This window comes from Allobosea sp. GW822-FHT05A11 (genome assembly GCF_058800455.1).
Genome location: NZ_JBXAMI010000009.1, coordinates 99,034 through 121,377, shown reverse-complemented (window position 1 = coordinate 121,377; position 22,344 = coordinate 99,034). Strand labels below are relative to the sequence as shown.

Genomic DNA, 22,344 nt, shown 5'->3' with positions numbered 1-22,344 from the left:
CATTCAGAACTGACCAGCGAGCCCGCGCCGATGACGCAGAAAACCCCGAGGCAAAGCTGGATGGCGACGCTGGCGCGCGCCTCCCGCAGCGAGATCGAAACCCTGCTCGGCGATCCGCCGGACCACGACCTGTTGAAGGCGCCGGAGACTGGCACCGTGATGGTCGAGGGCCGCGCCGGCGGCGCCGGCCGCCGCTTCAATCTCGGCGAAGCCACCGTGACGCGCTGCGTCGTGCGCCTCTCCAACGGCCGGATGGGCTTCTCATATGCGCTCGGCCGCGACGGCCGGAAGGCGCGGCTCGCCGCCCTGCTCGATGCCCGCCTCCAGGACGAGGCCGAAGGCAGCGGCCTGCATCAGGGCATCGCGACCCTCGCCGCACAGCAAGCGGCAGCCCGCGACCTCGCTTCGAGAAAGGCGGCGGCGACCAAGGTCGATTTCTTCACGCTGGTCAGGGGCTCGTGATGCCGACCGAAACCATGATCGCTCCGGGCTTCTCCGATCCGGTCTTCCAGTCGCAGGCCGCCTTCCGCGCCCTGCTCGCCGCCCTCTCCGAACCCGGAACATTACAGCAAACTGCCGGCGAGATCGCACCGCCGGAAGGCCTGGCGACCGCGACGGCCACCGCCCTGCTGACGCTCGCCGATTACGAAACTCCGGTCTGGCTGCCCGAAGGTCTGCGCAATGGCCCGGCCGGCGCCTGGCTGCGCTTCCATTGCGGTGCCGCGCTCGTCGACGACCCGGCGGAGGCCGCCTTCGCGGTCATCGACGGCGCAGCCGATGAGCCCAGGCTCTCAGCCTTCAATCTCGGCACTGATCAGTTCCCGGATCGCTCGACCACCGTGATCATGCAGGTCTCAGGCCTCGAAGGAGGCTCTGCCCTCACGCTCGCCGGTCCTGGCATTGCTGGTACACGCACGGTCACACCGCAGGGCCTGCGCCCCGGCTTCACCGATGAGCTGCGCGAGAACGGCGCACTCTACCCGCTCGGCATCGATGTCCTGCTCGCGCATGACGAAGGCCTGATCGGCCTGCCGCGCTCGACGCAAATCGAGGAGGCTCGCTGATGTATGTCGCAGTCAAAGGCGGAGAGGCCGCCATCCTCGCCACGCATGATCTCGTCGCCGAAGCGCGCCGCGGCGATCCGGCCGTGCCTGAAATCTCGGTTGCCCAGATCCGCGAGCAGCAGGCGCTGGCCTGCGCCCGCGTGATGAACGAGGGCTCGCTCTACGATCAGGACCTCGCCGCGCTCGCGCTGAAGCAGTCTCAGGGCGACGTCATCGAGGCCGCCTTCCTGATGCGCGCCTATCGCACCACGCTGCCGCGCTTCGGCTCCTCCGAACCGCTCGACACGGCCGCGATGGCGATCCGCCGCCGCGTCTCCGCGACCTACAAGGATTTGCCCGGCGGGCAGGTGCTCGGACCGACCTATGACTACACCCACCGCCTGTTCGACTTCGCCTTGATGGACGAAGGCGGCGAGGCCGCGCCCCGCTCGGCCTCGACCCCGCTCGACGCCACCATGCCGCGCGTACCCGACATCCTGGGCGCCGAAGGCCTGATGGAGGCGGAAGAACCACCGGAAGGCGATCCGCGCCCCTTCGACCTGACGCGCGATCCCGTCTCCTTCCCGGCCGACCGCGACGTGCGCCTGCAATCGATGGCGCGCGGCGACGAGGGCTTCCTGCTCGGCCTCGGCTATTCCGTGCAGCGTGGCTTCGGCGGCACGCATCCCTTCGTCGGCGAGGTCCGCGTCGGCGAGGTCGCAGTTGAGTTCGTGCCGGAGGAGCTCGGCTTCGCGGTCGATCTCGGCGACATCACCCTGACCGAATGCCAGATGGTCAACCAGTTCCAGGGCTCCAAAGAGGTCCCGCCGCAATTCACCCGCGGCTACGGCCTCGTCTTCGGCCATAGCGAACGCAAGGCGATGTCGATGTCGTTGGTCGACCGCGCGCTCAAGGCCCGCGATTTCGGCGAGGCGACCGACTACCCGGCGCAGCAGGACGAGTTCGTTCTCTACCATGCCGACAATGTCGAGGCGGCCGGCTTCGTCGAGCATCTCAAGCTGCCGCACTATGTCGATTTCCAGGGCGAGCTTGAGCTGATCCGCCGCATCCGCCGGGAGCGTGAGGAGCGGCTTGCTCAAGAGCAGGGCGCCAAAGAGCCTGATACGCTGCCGGAGGCTGCGGAATGACCATCCATCAGATACCGGCAGACGATACGAAGCCGGCTTACAATTACGCCTATCTCGACGAGCAGACCAAGCGCATGATCCGCCGCGCCCTGCTCAAGGCGGTCGCGGTGCCCGGTTATCAGGTGCCGTTCGGCTCCCGCGAGATGCCCTTGGCCCGTGGCTGGGGCACCGGCGGCATCCAGATCACCGCCGCGATCATCGGCCCGACTGACACGCTCAAGGTGATCGACCAGGGCGCCGACGACACAACCAACGCCGTCTCGATCCGCAAGTTCTTCGAGCGCACCGCCGACGCCCGCACCTGCGAGGCGACGGAAGAGGCGACGATCATCCAGACCCGCCACCGCATCCCGGAGGCGCCGCTGAAGCCCGGCCAGGTCATGGTCTATCAGGTGCCGACGCCCGAGCCGCTGCGCCGTCTGGAGCCGCGCGAGGCCGAGACGCGCAAGATGCACGCCTGGGCCGAATACGGGCTGATGCAGGTCAAGCTCTACGAGGACATCGCCCGCTATGGCGAGATCACCAAGACCTATGACTATCCCGTCATGGTCAACGACCGCTACGTGATGGCGCCCTCGCCGATTCCGAAATTCGACAATCCGAAGATGCACATGTCGCCGTCGCTGCAATTGTTCGGTGCCGGCCGCGAGAAGCGCATCTACGCGCTGCCGCCCTATACCAGCGTGCGCAGCCTCGATTTTGAGGATCATCCCTTCCGCGTCCAGAGTTGGACGCAGCCCTGCGGGCTCTGCGGAGCGGGCGACAGCTATCTCGACGAGGTCGTGATCGACGACCAGGGCGGACGCATGTTCGTCTGTTCCGACAGCCATTATTGCGAGACTCGCCGGGCTGAAGGCCATCGCGGCACCATGCTGGGCGATGCAGCCGCGAGCGGCCTGGTCGAGGAGACCACCCCATGACGCTTCATGTCGCAGCGGCCGAGCTCGCGCTCGAAACCGCCCCCCTGCTTTCCGTCGACGGCGTCAGCCGCTTCTATGGCGAGCGCATCGGCTGCGCCGATGTCTCCTTCGATCTCTGGCCAGGCGAAGTGCTCGGCATCGTCGGCGAATCCGGCTCGGGCAAGTCGACCCTGCTGCGCTGCCTCGCCGGCATCGACAAGCCCGACGAGGGCGAGGTGCTGTTCCGGGGCGGGCCCGCACCGCTCGACATCTACTCGGTCTCCGAGCAGGAGCGCCGCCGCCTGATGCGCACGGCCTGGGGCATCGTCCACCAGAACCCGCGCGACGGGTTGCGCATGGATGTCACCGCCGGCGGCAATGTCGGCGAGCGGCTGATGGATCGCGGCGACCGGCATTACGGCCAGATCCGCGAGCGCGCGCTCGACTGGTTGCAGCGCGTCGAGATCGCCGGCACCCGTATCGACGACCGGCCGCGCCAGTTCTCCGGCGGCATGCAGCAGCGCCTGCAGATCGCCCGCGTGCTGGTCTCGGAACCCCGCCTCGTCTTCATGGACGAGCCGACCGGCGGCCTCGACGTCTCCGTACAGGCCCGCCTGCTCGACCTGCTGCGCGTGCTGGTGCGCGATCTCGGGTTGGCCGCGATCATCGTCACCCACGACCTCGCGGTGGCGCGTCTCCTGACCGATCGCCTGATGGTGATGAAGGACGGCCGCGTCGTCGAGCAGGGCCTGACCGATCAGGTCCTCGACGATCCGCACCACGCCTACACGCAGCTTCTCACCTCGGCGGTGCTGAGTGTGTGACCTATCCCTTTGTCATTCCGGGGCTTCGCGCAGCGAAGAACCCGGAACCCACGACCAGGTGAGGCCTTTGCCAGTGGCGATCAAGTTCGCTCGCCCAGTCGTGGTTTCCGGGTTCGCGCCTGCGGCGCGCCCCGGAATGACAACGGAGAATGCGTCACACCCTCGTCACCTCGCCGGCACAAGGCACTGACCCCATGACCACGATGATTCAGGTCGAGAACGTCGCCAAGACCTTCACCCTGCACAACCAGGGCGGAGCGCGGCTGCCCGTTTTCGACAACGTCAATTTCCATGTCGAGGCCGGCGAGGCGCTGGTGCTGGCGGGCGCCTCGGGTGCCGGCAAGTCGAGCCTGCTGCGCATCCTCTATGGCAATTACAGGCCGACTTCAGGCGCGATCCGCATCACCCATGCCGGCCGGCCCGTCGACATCGTCGCCGCAGTTCCGCGCACCGTGCTCGACATCCGCCGCCGGACGCTCGGCTTCGTCTCGCAGTTCCTGCGCGTCATCCCGCGCGTCTCCACGCTCGATATCGTCCGCGACCCGCTGCTGGCGCGCGGCGCCACGGCGGAGACCGCGACAGAGCGCGCCAAGGCCATGCTCGCCCGGCTCAACCTGCCGGAGCGGCTCTGGAACCTCGCGCCCGCCACCTTCTCCGGTGGCGAGCAGCAGCGCGTCAACATCGCCCGCTCCTTCGTCGACCCCTCGGCGATCATGCTGATCGACGAGCCGACCGCCTCGCTCGACGCCGCCAACCGCGACGTCGTCGTCGAACTCATCGCCGAGGCGCGCGCCGCCGGCTCCGCCATCGTCGGGATTTTCCATGACGAGGCGGTTCGCGAACGCGTCGCGACGCGCTATCTCGATATCACCGCTTTCCGGAAGGCCTGACGATGCAGACCGTTCTCACCAACGCCAAACTCATTCTCGAGAACGAGGTCGTCACCGGCACGATCGCCTTCGACCAGACCGGCATCACCGCCGTCGACCAGGGCAAGTCCTCCCTGCCCGGCGCGATCGATGTCGGCGGCGACTATCTCGCGCCCGGCCTCGTCGAGATGCACACCGACAACATGGAAAAGCACTTCATGCCGCGCCCGAAGGTCTTCTGGCCGAACGGGCTTGCGGCGGCTCTGGTCCATGACGCGCAGATGGCCGCCGCCGGCGTCACCACGGTCTATGACGCGGTCTGCGCTGGCACGCCCTTCTCGGCCAAGGACTACCGCAAGGACATCTTCGCCGACGTGATGAAGTCGCTGGCCTATGGCAAGAGCGAGAACGTCTTCCGCATCGACCACCGCATCCACATGCGCTGCGAGCTGACGAGTCCGGGCCTGCTTGAAGACATCGCCCCCTATCAGGACGACGAACTGGTTCAGCTCGTCTCGCTGATGGATCACACGCCCGGGCAGCGCCAGTGGCGCGATCTCCAGCACCTCAAGACCTATGCCGTCGGCAACGGCAAGACGGTCGCGGAATTCGAGGCCGACGTCGAGGTCCGCCAGCGCGAAGGCGCCGCCAATGTCGCCAGGAACTGGCAGGCCGTGGTCGACATCTTCCGCGCGCGCGGCATCCCGCTCGCGACCCATGACGACACGATTCCCGAGCATGTCGAGGAGGGCGTCGCCTCCGGCGCGGTGATCTCGGAATTCCCGACCACGGTGGAGGCCGCCGCCGCCGCCAAGCAGGCCGGCCTCGCCACGGTTGCCGGCGCGCCGAACGTCGTGCGCGGCGGCTCGCATTCCGGCGGCGTCTCGGTCTCAGAGCTCGCCGAGAAGGGCCTGCTCGACGGTCTTTCCTCGGATTACGTGCCGGCGAGCCTGCTGCAGGCGGTGGTCAAGCTGAATGCCGACCATGGCATCGCGCTGCCCGAAGCGATGGGTATGGTGACCTGGAAGGTCGCCGATATCCTCGGCCTCCGTGATCGCGGCCATCTCAAGACCGGGCTGCGGGCCGATCTCGTGCGCTTCAAGGTGCTCGGCGCGACGCCGGTGCTGGCTGCGGTCTGGTCGCAGGGCGAGCGCGCATTTTGAGCAAGCCGCGCTACGCCGTCTATTACGCCCCCGCAGCCGACAGCGCCCTCTGGCGCTTCGGCAGCGCGACGCTCGGCTATGATGCGCTGACCGGCGAGGACCTGCCCTTCGCCGTTCCGCCCGGATGCGATCCGGCGCTATGGCCGGCCTTCACCGAGGAGCCGCGGCGCTACGGTTTCCACGCCACGCTGAAAGCGCCCTTCGAGCTTGCCGATGGCCGCAGCGAGGAGCAGTTGCGCGCCTTCGCCCGCAATCATGCCGCGGGGCTCGATGCCGTGGGGCTGGCGGGGCTCAGCGTCACGGCGCTCGGCTCCTTCGTGGCGCTGACGCCGTCCGAGCCGAGCGAAGCCCTGCAGCGCTTCGCCTTCTCGACCGTGCAGGCCTTCGAGCTTTTCCGCGCGCCGCTTTCCGAAACGGACAAGGCGCGGCGCCTCAGGAGCCCACTCACCCCCGCTCAGCACGCCTATCTCGAAGCCTATGGCTACCCCTATGTCGGCGACGCCTTCCGCTTCCACATGACGCTGACCGGTTCCTTGCCGGGCGACCAAGCAACGCCGGTGAAGCAGGCGCTTGAAACCGCCTATGCTGCAGCGCTTCCGGCCGGCCCGGTCAGGATCGATCGCTTCGCGCTGTTCAGGCAGGACGACCGCACCGGCCGCTTCCGCCTGCTCGATTCCTATTCGTTCGGCTAGGCGTCGTGCCGGCCGAGTGCGCGCAGGACAGCCAGCAGTTCCTCCGCAGCCTCGGCGATGCTGCGATCGTTCAGGATCGTGACGATCTCGGCGCGTTCCGCTGTCAGGGGCGCCTCGCGCTTCAGGCGGGCGGCGATATCGGCCTCGCTCTCGCGCCCGCGCGCCGCCAGACGCTGCGCCAGCACCGCGACCGGCGCGGTGATGTTGAGCACCACGACGCGCTGAGCCAATCGCTCCGCCGCCGCGATGGCGCGCCGCGAGACATTGACGATAACCACGGCACCCGCGCCGATGCCCGACAATTCCAACGCCGGAATGCCGTAGCTCAAACCATGAGCCTGCCAGCTCAGCGCGAGGCCACCATTGGCCTCGATCGTGCGGAACCCAGCTTCGTCGCAAGAATCGTGATCCTCGGCGCCGGCCATGGCCGGCCGCGTGATCAAGCGCCGCGCGAAGCGATAGTCGGGATCGCCGGCGAGGCCCGCCCGCGCCGCATCCATCAGCGTGTCCTTCCCAGCCCCGGAGGGACCGACCACGAGAACGAGCACGCCCGTCTGCGCGGCGGGGATCGAGATATCGGAAGAGGATGAGGACATGGCCGCGAAAAAGCTGGGACTCGAACCGCTGATCGACCCGACCGCCCAGGTGAGGCAGGCGACGCTCGGCCGCTACACCGCCATCGGCGCGCGCACCATCTTCGCCGAGTCGACGATGGGGGACTACTCCTATGTCGTGAACGACGCGAATGTCATTTACACGACAATCGGCAAATTCTGCTCGATCGCGGCGATGACCCGGATCAATCCCGGCAATCATCCGATGCATCGCGCCAGCCAGTCGCATTTCACCTATCGCGCCGCCGCCTATTTCGACGATGCCGCGGATGACGAAGCCTTCTTCGACTGGCGCCGGTCGCATGCCGTGACGATCGGCCACGATGTCTGGATCGGCCATGGCGCGATCGTGCTCGCCGGCCGCTCGATCGGCACCGGCGCGGTAGTCGCGGGCGGGGCCGTCGTCACCAAGGACGTCGCGCCCTACACCATCGTCGCCGGCAATCCGGCCCGGCCGGTGCGGCGACGCTTCACTGAGGATGTCGCGGATAGATTGCAGAACCTCGCCTGGTGGGACTGGGAACACACCCGGCTGCGTGCCGCCCTCGACGATTTCCGCAATCTCTCGGCGGAGGACTTCCTGGAGCGTCACGAAGCGGGCTGAGCGGCATTTATCCGGTTGTTATTGCTGGATTTTCGAATTCTCAGCGCGCCAGCTTCAACTCCAGGCCGGGATAATACGGCTCGGCCTTGTGGAAATTGACCCAGATCAAGACATGCCCTCATAGGTTGTTAACCCTGATGGCCCATGGTCGGGCTCCGGCGGAAGCGGTTTCCGCCTGAGGCTGGGGACCTCCTGATGTCGGCAATGGATCATCTCGGCAAGCGGCTCGCCTTCATGCAGCTCGGCCCGGACGCGCAGGCGCGCATTCGCGACGTCGGCGACGCTCTGGACGCATCGATTCCGGGCGCTCTCGACGCCTTTTATGCGCAATTGCGCGCCTTTCCCGAGACCAAGGCTTTCTTCAGCAACGAACAGCACATCGAAAGCGCCAAGCAACGCCAGGGCAAGCACTGGAGCGGCATCGCGACCGGCACCTTCGACGAGCACTATATCGGCGCCGTCACCCAGGTCGGGAAGATCCATGCCCGCATCGGCCTGGAGCCGCGCTGGTATATCGGCGGCTACGCGCTGATTCTCGAAAAGCTGCTCGCAGGCGTGCTGGAGGCGCGCTGGCCGAAGAACGCACTGGGCAGGCGCATGCCCGGCGTCACCGAACGCTCGGCCGAGATCGGCGCCATCGTCAAGGCGGCCATGCTCGACATGGATTATGCGATCACCGTCTATCTGGAAGCCTCGGAGGAAGCCCGCCTGAAGGCCGAGGCCGAGGCCCGCGCCATCGAGCAGGCCAAGGCGGCCGAGCGCGACCAGGCCATCGCCTGCGTCAGCCAGAGCATGGCAGCCCTCGCCGATGGTGACCTGACCTATCGCATGAGCGCCGAGATCCCGGCCGAATATTCCGAGATCCGCGACCATTTCAACGGCGCCATGGCGCGCCTGCAGGAGATGGTCGGTACGATCAAGGCAACCTCGGCCGCGATCTCCTCCTCCTCGCAGGAGATCAGCGCCGGCGCCCAGGACCTGTCGATGCGTACCGAGCAGCAGGCCTCGGCGCTGGAGGAGAGCGCGGCGACGACCGAGCAGCTCGCGGCTTCCGTCAAGACCTCGACCCAGGCTTCGCGCGAATCCGTTTCGCTGGCGGACGAAGCCGCCAATGTCGCACGCACCGGCGGCGACATCGTCCGCGACGCGGTCGAGGCGATGGCACGGATCGAGGGCGCTTCGAAGCGCATCTCGGAGATCACCGACGTGATCGACGGCATCGCCTTCCAGACCAACCTGCTCGCCCTGAATGCCGCCGTCGAGGCGGCCCGCGCCGGCGATGCCGGGCGGGGTTTCGCCGTGGTCGCAGCCGAAGTCCGGGCCCTGGCCCAGCGCTCGGCCGGCGCCGCCAAGGACATCACCGGGCTGATCTCGTCCTCGGACGCGGAAGTGGCCGAGGGCGTCAAGCTCGTCCGCCAGGCCGGCGAGACGCTCGACCGCATCGTCGCAGCCTCCGCCAAGGTCTCCAGCACGGTCGAGGAGATCGCCTCGGCATCCGGCGAGCAGGCCAACGGCATCGACGAGATGAGCCAGACCGTCAGCCACATGGACGAAATCACCCAGCAGAACGCCGCGCTGGCCGAGGAGAGCGCTGCTTCGGCACGGGTCCTGCTCGACCAGATCGACCAGCTCAACCGGCTGGTCGCGGCCTTCCGCACCGAGCAGGGAAGCGCGGTTAGCGGCGTCGGCGCGGTGAGGCGGCGCGCGGCCTAGGCTCCCGGCTGGCGGCGCGCCTTACCCGGCGAGCCGCCAGACCGAGCTGCGCTTGATCTCGGCATCCTCCAGCGCGCGCGTCACCGGCACTTCATAGGTCGCGACCGCCTCCAGCTTGCCGCGCGGCAGATAGCTGCGACCGGGATCGCCAATCAGCACCGTAGCCCCACGCGCCGACAGCCCCGACAGCCAGTCGATCACGCGCTCGGCCATCGCACGCTCGTAGCAGACGTCCCCGGCGCAGATGACCTCCCAGCCCTCGTCGCGGCCGATCAGGTCCTCGCAGCGCGCTGTCAACGCGACGCCATTGGCAGCCGCGTTGATGCCGATCGCCGCCGCGGCGAAACCGTCGATGTCGCAGGCCTCGACCGGCGCCGCTCCTGCCTTCGCCGCTGCGATCGCCACAAGCCCGGAGCCGGAGGCGAAATCCAGCATCCGACGACCCGTGACGATCTCGCCATGATCTAGCAGATAGCGTGCGAGAGCCTGCCCGCCCGCCCAGGCAAAAGCCCAGAACGGCGGCGGCAGGCCGATCACGGCGAGCTCGTCCTCCGTCTTCTGCCAGAGTTCCGTCGCTTCCTCGGCGACATGCAATGAAATCTCCGGCGCATGCGGCACCGGAAGCAACCGGGTATGAGCGCGGATGAAGGCTTCGCGATCGAGCGCAGCTTCGCCGCTCATACAGCGACCTCGGGCGTGGAGCCGCCAAGCAAGCTCAGATAGAGCGCTTTCACGCCGTTCATCACGTCGCGCTCGGTATGGCCGTCGAGCAGGCGGGCTCGCGCACTATCTCCCATGCGCTCGACAAGGCCGGGAGCACGAGCGAGGACCACGAGCGCCCTCGCCAGCGCCGCCGCATCGTCGGCTGGAACCACCATCCCGTCCTGCCCGTCGCGGACGAAGCTGCGGCAGCCCGGAACATCCGTCGTCAGGATCGCCCGGCCGCAGGCCGCAGCTTCCAGGATCGTGCGCGGCAGGCCCTCGCCGCCTCGCGAGGGTAGGATGCAGAGATGATGCGCCTTCCAGACACCCTCGATATCGCGCGTCGGCCCGCCCCAGGCGATGCCCGGCCGCGCGGCCCATTCCTTCAATGTCGCCTCGGGAATGGCCTTCGGGTTGGACGGATCGGGCGCGCCATGGATGGTGAGCGCGACCTTCGCCCCCTCGGCCCGCGCGAGCCTCACCGCCTCGACCGCGAGATCGACGCCCTTGGACCAGAGCATGCGCGCGACCAGCGCGACCTTGAGCGGCGGCGTCGGCGGCATCGGCGAAGGCATCAGGATCAGCGGATCGACACCGGCCCCGCCGACAATCGCGACCTTTGCCGCGTCCTGAGGATCGAGACCGAGCGTGACGGGATCATCGGGATTCTCGAACAGGAAGCGGACCTGCGGCCCGTCGATGGCGCCGCGCAGCCAGGTGATCGCCACGAAGCGCGCCACCGCCGCCAGCGCCCCCTGCCTGGCGCCGAGAAAGCCGAGCCCGGTCAGCGCATAGACCCGCCGCTCGACACCCGCCAGCTTGCCGGCGAGCCCGGCGAGCGCGATCGGTTTGAGCGCGATGCAGTGCAGGATATCGGGTTGTTCCGTCGCAATCAGGCGCTTCAGCGCGCCGATCTGCTTGAACAACGCCCGCGGGTCGAGGCTGCGTCGCTCCGCCTCCAGCCCGATCAACCGGGCGCCGGTCGCCTCGATCACGCGCCGGTGGTTGCGTTCGCGCGCGATCACCGCGACGTCGAAGCCGAGCTCGCGCGCGGCCCGGGCCATCGGCAGGAAATGCGAGGCGAAGAACCAGTCCTCGGTGGCGACAAAGAGGAGTTTCGGGCGCGGCATCGCGCCATCAGGCCGATGCGGCGGCGAAGGTCAAGAGTGCATGCCGGTCAGGGCCGCGCCGTCGCGACCGGCAACACGCGGGCGAGCGCCGTCGGCGGGTCGATCCGCCCGGCGCCGAAGGTCGGGTCGCGCCCGCGCGAGCCGAGATCGGTCGCGCTTTCGGCGAGCACCCGGCGGGCGCTGTCGGTATCGAGCTCCGGCTGCTTTTCGAGCAGGAGCGCGACCAGCGCGGTGACATGGGCGGCGGCGATCGACGTGCCCGAGGTGAAGGCGTAGCGTCCGCCGGGCTCGGCCGTCAGCACGTCGACGCCCGGCGCGGCGATCGCGACATAACTGCCGCGATTGGCGTCGCTGAAGACCTTGTCCTCGGCATCGGTCGCCGTCACCGCGATCACGCTCGGGTCGGCACCGGGATAGAGCGGGGCAGCGCGGGCTCCGCCATTGCCGGCGGCGGCGATCGTGATGACACCGCGCTCCTTCGCGCCGGCCAGCGCCTTGGAGAGCAGGCGGTCCTGCGGGCCGGCGAAGCTGAGATTGACCACCTTGGCGCGTTGCTGGACGACCCATTCGAGCGCGGTCAGGATCTGGAACGACTTGCCGTTGGCTGAGGTCGCCTGCGGCCCGCCGAAGGCGCGGGCGACGATGAGGCGGGCCGCAGGAGCGATACCCTGCAATTCGCCATGCGCGACGATGGCCGTCGCCATCGAGGTGCCGTGCGCATGCGGCGTCGCCAGCCCGTCGATCGCGTCGAGATAGCCGAGGACCGAGCCCCTGATCTCAGGATGCTCCATATCTACGCCGGAGTCGATCAGGCCGACGCGGATGCCGCGTCCCTGCGCCAGCTTGCGCACCTCGCCGAGGCGCAGCTTCTCGACGATGTATTGCGGCGGCAGGATGCGCCGCACCGCGGCGCTGCCGCGCGCCGCCGTCGCGGGATCGGCCAGGCGCAGGCTCGGCGGCGGCGGTGCGGTGGTCGCTTCCGATGAGGCGGTGGTTGCTCCCGCTGGCGCGCCGGCACGGGACTGGGAGTCCTGCTGCAATTCGAAGAGGAAGTTCGGCTGCGCCCCGGCGATGCTGGTGTCCTCCGCCATCGCAGTGAGCACGGCGCGCAGATCGCGTCCAGCCTCGATCCTGGCGCGGATGATGGTGACGCCTGCGAGCTCGAAGCGCTGGCTGGCGATCAGCGTCGCGCCATAGCGGCGCAACACCGCCTCCGCCTCGACATTGGGCGCAAGCTCGAACAGCACCTCGTCGGGGACGAAGCGGGTCTCATCCATCGCCGGAACGATGCTGCGCTGGGCTCGCGGCTGCAGCCAGGAGCCGGGCGGCACGCGCATCGAGCGGTTGGTTCCGCCGGCGGATGGCTGCTGCGGGCTCGTCGTCGGCGCGACGCGCTTATCCTTGCCGTCACCGGTCCCACCCGCGGGCTGCGCGAAAGCCGGTCCCGGCACGAGTGCGAGCACGCATGCGACAAGGCCGGCGCCGGCGAGGCACCGAAGCGATGATTTCCGACGGGCGAACGGGGACAGCTGCATGGCCTCACCCTCCTGCGACGACGACATCATGCCATGGCGCCCAGCAACCGCGCCAGCCGGTTCACGGCGCCGGTGCGACGAAGCTGACGATGGCACTCTCGCCCTTCATCCGCGCCGCGATGGCATCGAGCTGGGCGGAGGAGAGGGAGGCATCGCCGACGCGCACCTTGAAGAAGCCGTTGGCGCGCGGGCCATCGACCACCGAGGCGTCGAAGCGCTTGAAGAAGGAGGCGATCTCGCCGGCCCGCGCCTCGGGCGAGAAGCTCAGCAGCACATAGCTCTCCGACGGCCGCGCACCCGGCGCCGAAGCGGTCTCGAAGCCGGAGCCGCCCTTGTGCAGCGCAAGCCCGGTGATCGCGACGCCCTGTAGCGCGATCAACGCGATTGCGGCGGCGCTGACATAGGCCAGACGACGCGGCGGCTGCCCGGCCAGAAGTCCGCCGAGCCAGCCCAGGAAACCGCGGCTGTTGTCCTTGGCACGTGCCAGCAGCGGCACCGGGCGGGCTTCCGCCTCGATCCCGGCCATCAGCTTTTCGAGCGCGTTGTGGGAGGGAGCGCCGAGGCCCTCGTTGAGCAGGACCGTCTCGGCCATGTCGTCGCGGATCAGATCGAGCCGGGCGGCAAGCTCGGCATCGACGGCGAGCGCAGTCTCGACGCGGCGCTTGTCGGCGTCGGAGATCCGGCCATTGGCATAGAAGGGCAGCAGCTCCTCGAGCTCGCGGCGCTTCGGATCGCTGGCGATGCTGTCGTTCATCACGCCACTCCTCGGGCGGCCGGGCCGCGCCTCATAAAAACAGAAGCATTTTCAAGCGAAGTGGATACCGGTTCGCGTGAAGAAAATGCGGCAGTAAAAAGCACCAAATTCTTACGGCCAGCCGCGGTCGATACCGGCAGCTTTGAGCAACTCGCCCAGCTTCTTGCGGGCGTGGAAGAGGCGGGTCTTGACGGTATTCTCGGGGATTCCGACGATCCGTGCGACCTCTTCGACAGAAGTCTCATGGTAATAGACGAGGTCGATGACCTCGCGGTGCTCGGCCGAAAGACGTCCGAGGCAGGCGCGAATGGCGAGACCCTTATCCTGCTTCTGCAGCACGATCTCGGGGCCGTCGGCCTCGTCCTCGATGCTTTCGGCATAATCCTCGTCCAGCTCGGCATCGCGGCGCTTGCGCAGGAGCGACCAGGCCTTGTTCCGGGCAATGGCGAGCAGCCAGGTCGAGACCGAGGCGCGAGCCTCGAACCGGTCCGCCTGTCGCCACAGATCCATGAACACGTCACTGATCACATCCTCGGCAAGCGTCTCGTCGCGGACGAGCCGCAGCACGAAACGGTAGACCCGCACCTGATGCCGCGAAAACAGCACCTTCATCGCGAGCCGGTCACCAGAGGCGATCCGTTTGACGAGATCCTCGTCCGATTCCGTATGCATTGCCCCTCGAAGGCCAGGCATCCCGGCTCGCATCCGGTTGTCGCGGCGAGCAGGAAAAAGGTTCAACCCGGCGCGCACATTAATCTGCGCAAGCGGATTTGCCGATAGGTCGATGCGAAACGGATAAGAGTTTTTTGGCCGAAAAGCAGCCATTGCCTGGGGCAGGCGCTTCCATCGCAGTTAAGCGGATATGAAAAGGGGCGCTCGCGGCGCCCCAAATCGCATTCTCTAGAGATGCGCGAATTCCTGTCGCCCGGCCGATGTCGACCGAGCCGAAAAGGCGTCAGCGGCGCTTGCCGGCCGTCCGCATCTGCATGTACTGCACGGCTTCCAGCAGCACCTTGCGCGGACGCTCGGCGTCGCGCTTGGCCTGCTCCGCCTTGCGGGCAACCTCGCGGGCGATCTCTTCCTGGCGCTTCTCTTCTTCGATGCGCGCACGTTCGATCGCTTCCAGGCGCTCGTTCTCGGCCCGGATCTTCGCCTTCTCGGCTTCGCGCTCGGCGCGGGCCTGGGCGATGGCTTCCCGCTCCTCGCGTCGCTGCACCATCACCGGGTCGTCGGCCTTCGGCCGGGCCTTGAAACGCTCAAGCAGCGCCTTCTTGGCATTGGCGGAATTGGACTGGCGGTCGGTGAAGCTGCGGTCGTTCGGGTTCTTCAAGGGTGATCTTCTCTCGGGTTGTTACGGGCGTTTGCTCGGCCCGCGCGGGCGAGATAATCCAGATCCGGCCGGATTGGTATCGAAATCGACGCGCGGCAGCCCCGCTTCCAACGCTTATCGGGCGGCAGGCCCTGCTTACCGCACGCCAAAAACGCATGAGAATGGCAGGATCGGCACCCGATCAGACGGGCGGGCCGGCCCATGCATATGGGCGGCCAGTCCGTGCCTGTCAATGCAGAGAGCCCTTTTGCGCGCCGCATCGCGACCGGAAAACACCTCTATGCTTTACAAGCGAGGCATTTTCGCCAACAGGCAGGGCGACTGCCGCAACAACGCCGTGCTCCCCGTGAAGACGCCCCTGCTCTCCGATTTCCGCCGCATCGTCGTCAAGGTCGGCTCCAGCCTGCTGGTCGACCGCGATCGCGGTCGACTGCGCCATGCCTGGCTCGCCGCGCTGGCGGAGGACCTTGCCGAGTTGCACCAGCGCGGCGCCGACGTGCTCGTCGTCTCCTCCGGCGCGATCGCGCTCGGGCGCACCGTGCTCGGCCTGCCCTCCGGACCCTTGAGGCTGGAGGAAAGCCAGGCCGCCGCGGCCGTCGGCCAGATCGCGCTCGCCCGCAACTGGGCCGAGGCGCTCGGCGCCCATGGCCTGACCGCCGGCCAGGTGCTGCTGACGCTGGCGGATACCGAGCAGCGCCGCCGCTATCTCAACGCGCGCGCGACGCTCGGCCGCCTGCTCGACCTGCGCGCCATCCCCGTCATCAACGAGAACGACACGGTCGCCACCACCGAGATCCGCTACGGCGACAATGACAGGCTCGCGGCGCGGGTCGCGACCATGGCCGGCGCCGACCTGCTGGTGCTCTTCTCCGATATCGACGGGCTCTATACGGCGCCGCCCGCGAAGGACCCCGGCGCCCAGCATATCCCCGTGGTCGAGCGCATCACGCCCGAGATCGACGCCATGGCCGGGGGCGCGGCGTCCGAGTTGTCGCGCGGCGGCATGCGCACCAAGATCGAGGCCGGCAAGATCGCGGCAGCCGGCGGCACCCATATGCTGATCGCCGACGGGCGGGCCAAGAACCCGCTTGCGAGCGTCGCCAGTGGCGGCCGCTGCACCTGGTTCCTCACGGCTTCGACGCCCGCCACCGCCCGCAAGACCTGGATCGCCGGCTCGCTGGAACCGCGCGGCACGCTGCATCTCGACGCCGGCGCGGCCCGCGCGCTGCGCGGCGGCGCGAGCCTGCTGCCGGTCGGCGTCACCCGCATCGAGGGCGAGTTCGCGCGCGGCGACGCCGTGCTGATCCGCGACCCCGAGGGGCAACTGCTCGGACGCGGCCTTGTCTCCTATGATGCCGGCGAGGCGGCGCTGGTCCTCGGCAAGGCCTCGCGCGACATCGAGACCGTGCTCGGCCACCCCGGCCGCGCCGAAATGATCCACCGGGACGACATGGCGCTCGGGCTGGGTTAAACTTTCTTCGGGACTGGCATTTGCCAGCCGGATTTTGGACTGAACGAGATGACCGGCGACAGCGCATTGCGCATCATCGCGACGAACGAGGCCGCTGATGTCGGCCGCGTCATGCAGGATCTCGGCCGGCGCGCCCGCGCCGCCGCGCGCAAGGTCGCGCTGAGCCCGGCCGGACAGCGCAACGCCGCGCTCCTCGCGATGGCGGACGCTTTGCGGGCTCGCACCTCCCGCATCCTCGCCGCCAACGCCCAGGACCTCGCCGACGGCAAGGCCGCCTCCTTGAGCGCCTCCTTCATGGATCGCCTCGCCCTCGATGAGACGCGGCTTGCCGCGATCGCCGATGCGGTCGCCGAAGTCGCCACCCTGCCCGATCCGCTCGGGCGGGTGCTGGCGGAGTGGACGCGGCCGAACGGTTTGCGCTTCGAACGCGTCGCAACCCCGCTCGGCGTCATCGCCGTGATCTTCGAGAGCCGCCCCAACGTCACGGCCGATGCCGGCGCGCTCTGCCTGAAGAGCGGCAATGCCGCAATCCTGCGCGCCGGCTCCGACTCCTTCCGCTCCTCGACCGAGATCGCCGCAGCGATGCGCGAGGGCCTCGAAGCCGCCGGCCTGCCCGGCGACGCGATCCAGCTCGTGCCGACGCGCGACCGTGCCGCTGTCGGCGAAATCCTCTCGGGGCTGAACGGCAATATCGACGTCGTCGTGCCGCGTGGCGGCAAGAGCCTCGTCGCCCGCGTCCAGAGCGAGGCGCGCGTGCCGGTCTTCGCCCATCTCGACGGCAACTGCCATGTCTATGTCGATGCGAAAGCCGACCTCGCCATGGCCCGCGAGATCCTGCTCAACGCCAAATTGCGCCGCACCGGCGTCTGCGGCGCGGCCGAGACGCTGCTGATCGACGAAGCCTGTGCGGCGACCCACCTCGTCCCGCTCGTCGGCGCTCTGCTCGAAGCCGGCTGTGCCGTACGTGGCGATGAGGCCGCCAGGACGGCCGATGCCCGTGTGACGGCCGCCACCGAAGAAGACTGGGCGACCGAATATCTCGACCGGATCATCGCCGTGAAGACCGTCCACGGCATCGATGCCGCGATCGACCATATCGAGCGCTACGGCTCGCACCATACCGATGCGATCGTCACCGATGACGCGGCCGCCGCCGCCCGCTTTCTCGCCGAGGTCGATTCCGCCATCGTCATCCACAACGCCTCGACCCAGTTCGCCGATGGCGGCGAATTCGGCTTCGGCGCCGAAATCGGCATCGCCACCGGCCGCATGCATGCACGCGGCCCCGTCGGGGTCGAACAACTCTGCTCCTTCAAGTACCGCGTCCACGGCGCGGGCCAGATCCGGCCCTGAGGCGAAGCAGGACGCATGACGAGCGAGCTGACGCGCCTGCCGTCCCGGCTGCCCCCCTTTGCGCCCGGCCTGCGCGTCGGCCTGTTCGGCGGCAGTTTCAACCCGGCTCATGACGGGCATCGGCTCGCGAGCCTGACCGCCTTGCGCCGGCTCCAGCTCGACCGCGTCTGGTGGCTGGTCACGCCCGGCAATCCGCTGAAGGACAATGCGAAGCTGCCCTCGCTCGCCGAACGCATCCGCCAGGCTGAAAGCATCGCCGGCCATGCCCGCATCGACGTCACCGGCGTCGAGGCGATGCTGCGCACCCGTTACACCGCCGACACGCTGCGCGCGCTGAAGCGGCGCTGTCCGGGCGTCAATTTCGTCTGGGTCATGGGCTCGGACAACCTCGCCGGTTTCCACCGCTGGAACGAATGGCGTGCCATCGCCCGGATGATGCCGATCGCGATCATCGACCGGCCGGGCTCGACCCACAGCGCCATGGCCTCGCCTGCCGCGAACTGGCTCTCGCGCTGGCGCCTGCCCGAAAGCCGGGCGGCGGCCCTGCCGCGCATGAAGCCTCCAGCCTGGGTCTTTCTGCACGGGAAGCGCTCGATGTTATCCTCGACCATGCTACGCAGACAGGCTGGTCGCGATTGAATTCCGGGACCTCCCGGCTTATTTTGGCTGCATCGCGCCAAGCGCGCATCTGGATCGAGAGGATACGTCACTGACCCGTCAAACCCTTGGTGAAGCCGAGCCGAAGCCGCTTCCCCAGGCTGCCGTCGCGGACAATCCCTCTGCCGACAGCATCGCCCTCGCCCAGCGTGTCCTCGAGGACATGAAGGCCGAGGACATCACGGTGATCGACCTCGTTGGCAAGACCTCGCTGGCCGACGCGATGATCATCGCCTCGGGCAACGTCAACCGCCACGTCGCGGCCATCTCGGACGCGCTCATCGAAGCCCTCAAGGCCTCCGGATTGCCCACGCCGAACGTCGAGGGCATGCCGGCTTGCGACTGGGTGCTGATCGATACCGGCGACATCATTATCCACGTCTTCCGACCCGAAGTGCGCCAGTTCTACAATCTCGAAAAGATGTGGGGCACCGACCGGCCGAACGAACGCCTCGACAGCTGAAGCTGTTTTCGGATGCGGCTCGCGGTCATCGCCGTCGGCCGGCTCAAGGACGGGCCGGAACGCGAACTCTGCGAGCGCTATCGTGAGCGCGGCCTCGCGCTCGGCCGCAGCATCGGCCTCAGCGGTCCCGACATCGTCGAGATCGCAGAGGGCCGCGGCCGCCGCCCCGACGAGCGCAAGCGCGAGGAGGCGCAAGCCATTCTCGCGCAATTTTCCTCGGCCAAGGCGCAGCCTGGCCTGATCATCGCCCTTGACGAGCGCGGCCGCCAGCTTGGCAGCGAAGCCTTCGCCACCCGCCTCGCCACCGCCCGCGATTCCGGAACCGGCCATGCCAGCCTGATCATCGGCGGCGCCGACGGCCTGAGCGAGGAGATCCGCGACAGGGCCGATATAACGCTCGCTTTCGGCGCCTTGACGATTCCGCACCAGATCGTCCGCGCGCTGGTGCTCGAGCAGCTCTATAGGGCAATGACGATCATCTCCGGCCACCCCTATCATCGCGTATGACCGCGCCGCTGATTCGCTCCGGACTGCGCTGCCTGGGCCTCACCGCCCTGCTGGTAGCCGCGTTCGGTGCTTCCGCCCTTGCCCAGACGCCCCAGCCGGATCCGGAAGCCCTCCAGCGCGAGGCGATGCAGAAGCTCGTCGAGAAGCAGGCGCGCGAGAGCGAGCTCAAGGCGATCGAGCAGCGTCTCGCCGGAAACGCCGACGCCCGCGCCGCCCTCGAGAAGGAAATGGCGGGCATCCGCGCCGATCGTGCCGCTCTCAACAAGGCTCTCCTCGAAACCACCGCCAGGACGCAGGCCGGCGAGGAGCGGCTCGGCGCGCTGGAGACGCGGCTCAGCCTCCTGCAATCCAGCGAGACTGCGATTCGCCGCTCGCTCGACGGCCGGCGCAACCTGATCGCCGAGGTTCTGGCCGCGCTGCAACGCATCGGCCGGCGCCCGCCCCCGGCCGTGCTGGTGCGCCCCGAGGACATTCTCGAAGCCGTACGCGCCTCGATGCTGCTCGGCGCCGTCGTGCCCGATCTCAGGCAGGAGATCGAAATTCTCGGCACCGATCTCGCCGAACTCGTGCGGCTGCGCCAGGGCATCGCCACCGAAAAGGGCCACATCGGCACGGAAATGGAGCAGATCGCGGCCGAGCGGCAGCGCCTCGCCGCCCTGATCGAGGCGAGGCGCGAGCGCGAGGCCAGCGCCGCCAAGGATGTCGAGCAGCAAGCCGCGCTCGGCAGGGAGCTGGCCGGGCAGGCCCGCTCGATGCGGGATTTCGTCGAGAGGATCGAGAAGGAGATCTCCGTTGCCAACAAGGCGGCCGACGCCGCCCGCCAGGCGATCGAGCAGGAAACGCGCGACCAGCGCGAACGCATGACGGCGCTGGCCTTCAAGGACCCAGCGCGGCTTGCCCCGAAGATCGCCTTCGCCGAAGCCCGGGGCCTGCTTTCCCTGCCGGTGGCGGGATCACGATTGCGTGGTTTTGGCGATGCCGACGGCGCCGGCGGCACGATTCGCGGGATTTCGCTGGAGACCCGGCCGGGCGCCCTAGTTTCGGCGCCTTCTGACGGTTGGGTGGTTTATGCGGGGCCGTTTCGCTCGTTCGGGCAACTCTTGATCCTGAACGCTGGCGGAGGATACTACATCCTGCTAGCCGGCATGCAGCGGATCGATGTCGCGCTCAATCAGTTCGTGCTGGCAGGGGAGCCGGTTGCGGCGATGGGCGAAACGTCGGAAGCTGCCGCGACGACGGTAGGAGTGGGAACCGGGCAGCCGGTTCTGTATATCGAATTCAGGAAAGACGGCGTTTCGATCGACCCGACACCGTGGTGGACGAAATCGCAAGGCGAAAAGGTTCGCGGATGATGCGCAAGGTTTCCCTCGTTCTCGCCGGCGCCATCATGGGCGCAGGTCTGACCGGACTGGCCACACAGACCAGGCTGCTCTCCTCGACCAGCGCGGTCGCGGCCTCGGCCGAGGTCTATCGCAGCCTCAACCTTTTCGGTGACATCTTCGAGAAGATCCGCACCGACTATGTCGACAAGCCCGACGAGCAGAAGCTGATCGAGGCCGCGATCAACGGCATGGTCTCCTCGCTCGACCCGCATTCCTCCTATCTCGACTCCAAGTCCTTCCGCGACATGGATACCGACATGCGCGGCCAGTTCGGTGGCCTGGGCATCGAGGTGACGATGGAGGACGGCGTCCTCAAGGTCGCCAAGCCGATCAAGGACACGCCCGCCTCCAAGGCCGGCATCCTCGCCAACGACATTATCAAGCAGATCGACGGCGCCGAGGTGAAGGGCCTGTCCCTGACCCAGGCCGTCGAGAAGATGCGCGGGCTGATCAACACCCAGGTCACGCTCAAGATCGACCGCCCCGGCAAGACCGAGCCGCTCGAATTCACCCTGACCCGCTCGACCATCGTCGTCCCGGCCGTCGAGGAACGCGTCGAGGGCGATATCGGCTATATCCGCATCGGCACCTTCTCCGAGCAGACCTATGACGGCCTGCGCAAGGCGATCGAGAAGACCACGAGCGATATCGGCGCCGACAAGCTGAAGGGCTATGTCATCGACCTCCGCAACAATCGCGGCGGACGCCTCGACCAGTCCGTGCTGGTTTCCGACGCCTTCCTCGATCGCGGCAAGATCGTCTCGACCCGCGGCCGCAATGCCGAGGAGACCCAGGTCTTCAACGCCAAGTCGGGCGACCTGACCAAGGGCAAGCCGGTCGTGGTGCTGATCAACGGCTCCTCGGCCTCGGCGGCCGAGATCGTCGCCGGCGCCCTGCAGGACCACAAGCGCGCGACCGTGATGGGCACGCGTTCCTTCGGCAAGGGCTCGGTCCAGACCGTGATCCCGCTCGGCTCCAATGGCGGCCTGCGCCTGACCACGGCACGCTACTACACGCCGTCGGGCAACTCGATCCAGGCCAAGGGCATCACGCCGGATATCGAGGTCCAGCAGGACATCCCGCAGGAGATCAAGGACAAGCTCGTCGATAACAAGGGCGAAGCTTCGCTGAAGGGCCATCTCAAGGCCGGCGAGGGCGAGGAGCAGTCCGGCTCGAGCTCCTATGTGCCGACCGACGCGACCAAGGACACCCAGCTCATCGCCGCGCTGAACCAGTTGCGCGGCGTCAAGAAGGATGTTGCTGCCCCCGCGGAGAAGCCGGCCGCCCCGGCCGCACCCGCCACTCCCGAGGCCCCCAAGCAGCCGAACTGAGCCTGCGGGCTCGACGCCGGGCTCCTTAGGCGCCAAGACTAGCGCGCGGACCGGTGATTCGGGTCCGCGTCGCAACCTCGAGGACGGCCTTTCACGGCCGGAACGCCGCTGACGGAGCTCAATCGACCGCTCGGCAGGGATCGCCCGGCGGCCTCTGGCA

General features: G+C 68.0%; 24 protein-coding genes. 17 read left to right on the top strand and 7 right to left on the bottom strand.

The window, feature by feature from the left end:
* Window positions 1-30 precede the first annotated feature (30 nt).
* The 8 genes from phnG (at window position 31) to AC1RLU_RS25625 (ending at window position 6,638) form a co-directional block, all read left to right on the top strand.
* Complete coding sequence (gene phnG / locus AC1RLU_RS25660) at window positions 31-462, top strand: phosphonate C-P lyase system protein PhnG (protein ID WP_492798894.1); 432 nt, start codon at window positions 31-33, stop codon at window positions 460-462.
* The gene (gene phnH / locus AC1RLU_RS25655) at window positions 462-1,064 is read left to right on the top strand and encodes a phosphonate C-P lyase system protein PhnH (RefSeq protein ID WP_492798893.1); all 603 of its coding nucleotides are present in this window, start codon (window positions 462-464) and stop codon (window positions 1,062-1,064) included. The genes phnG and phnH overlap by 1 nt, the downstream gene beginning before the upstream one ends.
* Window positions 1,064-2,191, top strand: a complete 1,128-nt coding sequence (locus AC1RLU_RS25650) for a carbon-phosphorus lyase complex subunit (protein ID WP_492798892.1) — start codon at window positions 1,064-1,066, stop codon at window positions 2,189-2,191. The genes phnH and AC1RLU_RS25650 overlap by 1 nt, the downstream gene beginning before the upstream one ends.
* On the top strand, window positions 2,188-3,111 hold the full coding sequence (locus AC1RLU_RS25645) for an alpha-D-ribose 1-methylphosphonate 5-phosphate C-P-lyase PhnJ (protein ID WP_492798891.1): 924 nt from the start codon (window positions 2,188-2,190) through the stop codon (window positions 3,109-3,111). The genes AC1RLU_RS25650 and AC1RLU_RS25645 overlap by 4 nt, the downstream gene beginning before the upstream one ends.
* On the top strand, window positions 3,108-3,914 hold the full coding sequence (gene phnK, locus AC1RLU_RS25640; RefSeq protein WP_492798890.1) for a phosphonate C-P lyase system protein PhnK: 807 nt from the start codon (window positions 3,108-3,110) through the stop codon (window positions 3,912-3,914). Before AC1RLU_RS25645 ends, phnK begins: the two co-directional genes overlap by 4 nt.
* A 194-nt stretch (window positions 3,915-4,108) precedes the next feature.
* Entirely contained in the window at window positions 4,109-4,804 is a 696-nt protein-coding gene (phnL, locus tag AC1RLU_RS25635) for a phosphonate C-P lyase system protein PhnL (RefSeq protein WP_113584530.1), read from the top strand.
* Window positions 4,805-4,806: 2 nt separating this feature from the next.
* Complete coding sequence (locus AC1RLU_RS25630; RefSeq protein ID WP_492798889.1) at window positions 4,807-5,946, top strand: alpha-D-ribose 1-methylphosphonate 5-triphosphate diphosphatase; 1,140 nt, start codon at window positions 4,807-4,809, stop codon at window positions 5,944-5,946.
* Entirely contained in the window at window positions 5,943-6,638 is a 696-nt protein-coding gene (locus AC1RLU_RS25625) for a DUF1045 domain-containing protein (RefSeq protein ID WP_492798888.1), read from the top strand. The genes AC1RLU_RS25630 and AC1RLU_RS25625 overlap by 4 nt, the downstream gene beginning before the upstream one ends.
* On the opposite strand, the gene phnN is transcribed toward AC1RLU_RS25625, so the two are convergent.
* The gene (phnN, locus tag AC1RLU_RS25620; RefSeq protein ID WP_492798887.1) at window positions 6,635-7,234 is read right to left on the bottom strand and encodes a phosphonate metabolism protein/1,5-bisphosphokinase (PRPP-forming) PhnN; all 600 of its coding nucleotides are present in this window, start codon (window positions 7,232-7,234) and stop codon (window positions 6,635-6,637) included. The genes AC1RLU_RS25625 and phnN overlap by 4 nt on opposite strands.
* Here phnN and AC1RLU_RS25615 point away from each other — a divergent pair.
* On the top strand, window positions 7,233-7,856 hold the full coding sequence (locus AC1RLU_RS25615) for an LbetaH domain-containing protein (protein ID WP_492798886.1): 624 nt from the start codon (window positions 7,233-7,235) through the stop codon (window positions 7,854-7,856). The two genes, phnN and AC1RLU_RS25615, sit on opposite strands and share 2 nt — an antisense overlap.
* Window positions 7,857-8,051: 195 nt before the next feature.
* A complete protein-coding gene (locus AC1RLU_RS25610; RefSeq protein WP_492798885.1) occupies window positions 8,052-9,569 on the top strand; it encodes a methyl-accepting chemotaxis protein in 1,518 nt (505 codons plus the stop codon).
* 21 nt (window positions 9,570-9,590) lie between these two features.
* On the opposite strand, the gene AC1RLU_RS25605 is transcribed toward AC1RLU_RS25610, so the two are convergent.
* The 6 genes from AC1RLU_RS25605 to AC1RLU_RS25580 form a co-directional block, all read right to left on the bottom strand.
* Window positions 9,591-10,250, bottom strand: a complete 660-nt coding sequence (locus tag AC1RLU_RS25605; protein WP_492798884.1) for a class I SAM-dependent methyltransferase — start codon at window positions 10,248-10,250, stop codon at window positions 9,591-9,593.
* A complete protein-coding gene (locus AC1RLU_RS25600) occupies window positions 10,247-11,401 on the bottom strand; it encodes a glycosyltransferase (RefSeq protein ID WP_492798883.1) in 1,155 nt (384 codons plus the stop codon). The genes AC1RLU_RS25605 and AC1RLU_RS25600 overlap by 4 nt, the downstream gene beginning before the upstream one ends.
* Before the next feature lie 47 nt (window positions 11,402-11,448).
* Window positions 11,449-12,936, bottom strand: a complete 1,488-nt coding sequence (locus tag AC1RLU_RS25595) for a S8 family serine peptidase (protein ID WP_492798882.1) — start codon at window positions 12,934-12,936, stop codon at window positions 11,449-11,451.
* Window positions 12,937-12,997: 61 nt separating this feature from the next.
* Window positions 12,998-13,690, bottom strand: a complete 693-nt coding sequence (locus AC1RLU_RS25590) for an anti-sigma factor (protein WP_061971332.1) — start codon at window positions 13,688-13,690, stop codon at window positions 12,998-13,000.
* 111 nt (window positions 13,691-13,801) lie between these two features.
* The gene (locus AC1RLU_RS25585) at window positions 13,802-14,383 is read right to left on the bottom strand and encodes a sigma-70 family RNA polymerase sigma factor (protein WP_425284620.1); all 582 of its coding nucleotides are present in this window, start codon (window positions 14,381-14,383) and stop codon (window positions 13,802-13,804) included.
* Window positions 14,384-14,645: 262 nt separating this feature from the next.
* Complete coding sequence (locus AC1RLU_RS25580) at window positions 14,646-15,020, bottom strand: DUF6481 family protein (RefSeq protein WP_061971329.1); 375 nt, start codon at window positions 15,018-15,020, stop codon at window positions 14,646-14,648.
* A gap of 280 nt (window positions 15,021-15,300) precedes the next feature.
* Between AC1RLU_RS25580 and proB the strand changes: the two genes are divergently transcribed.
* The 7 genes from proB to AC1RLU_RS25545 all read left to right on the top strand — a co-directional run bounded on the left by proB (window position 15,301) and on the right by AC1RLU_RS25545 (window position 22,184).
* Complete coding sequence (proB, locus tag AC1RLU_RS25575; protein WP_492798881.1) at window positions 15,301-16,491, top strand: glutamate 5-kinase; 1,191 nt, start codon at window positions 15,301-15,303, stop codon at window positions 16,489-16,491.
* 111 nt (window positions 16,492-16,602) lie between these two features.
* Window positions 16,603-17,844, top strand: coding sequence for a glutamate-5-semialdehyde dehydrogenase (locus AC1RLU_RS25570; protein ID WP_492798945.1), 1,242 nt, complete (start codon window positions 16,603-16,605; stop codon window positions 17,842-17,844).
* A gap of 15 nt (window positions 17,845-17,859) precedes the next feature.
* Window positions 17,860-18,483, top strand: coding sequence for a nicotinate-nucleotide adenylyltransferase (locus tag AC1RLU_RS25565; RefSeq protein ID WP_061971326.1), 624 nt, complete (start codon window positions 17,860-17,862; stop codon window positions 18,481-18,483).
* Window positions 18,484-18,553: 70 nt separating this feature from the next.
* A complete protein-coding gene (gene rsfS / locus AC1RLU_RS25560) occupies window positions 18,554-18,964 on the top strand; it encodes a ribosome silencing factor (protein WP_413813553.1) in 411 nt (136 codons plus the stop codon).
* 12 nt (window positions 18,965-18,976) lie between these two features.
* The gene (gene rlmH / locus AC1RLU_RS25555; RefSeq protein WP_492798880.1) at window positions 18,977-19,471 is read left to right on the top strand and encodes a 23S rRNA (pseudouridine(1915)-N(3))-methyltransferase RlmH; all 495 of its coding nucleotides are present in this window, start codon (window positions 18,977-18,979) and stop codon (window positions 19,469-19,471) included.
* Window positions 19,468-20,823: a murein hydrolase activator EnvC family protein gene (locus AC1RLU_RS25550; protein ID WP_492798879.1), complete on the top strand. Its 1,356-nt coding sequence runs from the start codon at window positions 19,468-19,470 to the stop codon at window positions 20,821-20,823. Before rlmH ends, AC1RLU_RS25550 begins: the two co-directional genes overlap by 4 nt.
* Complete coding sequence (locus tag AC1RLU_RS25545; RefSeq protein ID WP_492798878.1) at window positions 20,823-22,184, top strand: S41 family peptidase; 1,362 nt, start codon at window positions 20,823-20,825, stop codon at window positions 22,182-22,184. The genes AC1RLU_RS25550 and AC1RLU_RS25545 overlap by 1 nt, the downstream gene beginning before the upstream one ends.
* Window positions 22,185-22,344 lie beyond the last annotated feature (160 nt).

Coding starts and splice junctions, on each gene's coding strand:
- phnG (WP_492798894.1), top strand. CDS start 31: ATGACGCAGAAAACCCCGAGGCAAAGCTGGATGGCGACGCTGGCGCGC.
- phnH (WP_492798893.1), top strand. CDS start 462: ATGCCGACCGAAACCATGATCGCTCCGGGCTTCTCCGATCCGGTCTTC.
- AC1RLU_RS25650 (WP_492798892.1), top strand. CDS start 1,064: ATGTATGTCGCAGTCAAAGGCGGAGAGGCCGCCATCCTCGCCACGCAT.
- AC1RLU_RS25645 (WP_492798891.1), top strand. CDS start 2,188: ATGACCATCCATCAGATACCGGCAGACGATACGAAGCCGGCTTACAAT.
- phnK (WP_492798890.1), top strand. CDS start 3,108: ATGACGCTTCATGTCGCAGCGGCCGAGCTCGCGCTCGAAACCGCCCCC.
- phnL (WP_113584530.1), top strand. CDS start 4,109: ATGACCACGATGATTCAGGTCGAGAACGTCGCCAAGACCTTCACCCTG.
- AC1RLU_RS25630 (WP_492798889.1), top strand. CDS start 4,807: ATGCAGACCGTTCTCACCAACGCCAAACTCATTCTCGAGAACGAGGTC.
- AC1RLU_RS25615 (WP_492798886.1), top strand. CDS start 7,233: ATGGCCGCGAAAAAGCTGGGACTCGAACCGCTGATCGACCCGACCGCC.
- phnN (WP_492798887.1), bottom strand. CDS start 7,234: ATGTCCTCATCCTCTTCCGATATCTCGATCCCCGCCGCGCAGACGGGC.
- AC1RLU_RS25610 (WP_492798885.1), top strand. CDS start 8,052: ATGTCGGCAATGGATCATCTCGGCAAGCGGCTCGCCTTCATGCAGCTC.
- AC1RLU_RS25605 (WP_492798884.1), bottom strand. CDS start 10,250: ATGAGCGGCGAAGCTGCGCTCGATCGCGAAGCCTTCATCCGCGCTCAT.
- AC1RLU_RS25600 (WP_492798883.1), bottom strand. CDS start 11,401: ATGCCGCGCCCGAAACTCCTCTTTGTCGCCACCGAGGACTGGTTCTTC.
- AC1RLU_RS25595 (WP_492798882.1), bottom strand. CDS start 12,936: ATGCAGCTGTCCCCGTTCGCCCGTCGGAAATCATCGCTTCGGTGCCTC.
- AC1RLU_RS25590 (WP_061971332.1), bottom strand. CDS start 13,690: ATGAACGACAGCATCGCCAGCGATCCGAAGCGCCGCGAGCTCGAGGAG.
- AC1RLU_RS25585 (WP_425284620.1), bottom strand. CDS start 14,383: ATGCCTGGCCTTCGAGGGGCAATGCATACGGAATCGGACGAGGATCTC.
- proB (WP_492798881.1), top strand. CDS start 15,301: ATGCTTTACAAGCGAGGCATTTTCGCCAACAGGCAGGGCGACTGCCGC.
- AC1RLU_RS25570 (WP_492798945.1), top strand. CDS start 16,603: ATGCAGGATCTCGGCCGGCGCGCCCGCGCCGCCGCGCGCAAGGTCGCG.
- AC1RLU_RS25565 (WP_061971326.1), top strand. CDS start 17,860: ATGACGAGCGAGCTGACGCGCCTGCCGTCCCGGCTGCCCCCCTTTGCG.
- rlmH (WP_492798880.1), top strand. CDS start 18,977: ATGCGGCTCGCGGTCATCGCCGTCGGCCGGCTCAAGGACGGGCCGGAA.
- AC1RLU_RS25550 (WP_492798879.1), top strand. CDS start 19,468: ATGACCGCGCCGCTGATTCGCTCCGGACTGCGCTGCCTGGGCCTCACC.
- AC1RLU_RS25545 (WP_492798878.1), top strand. CDS start 20,823: ATGCGCAAGGTTTCCCTCGTTCTCGCCGGCGCCATCATGGGCGCAGGT.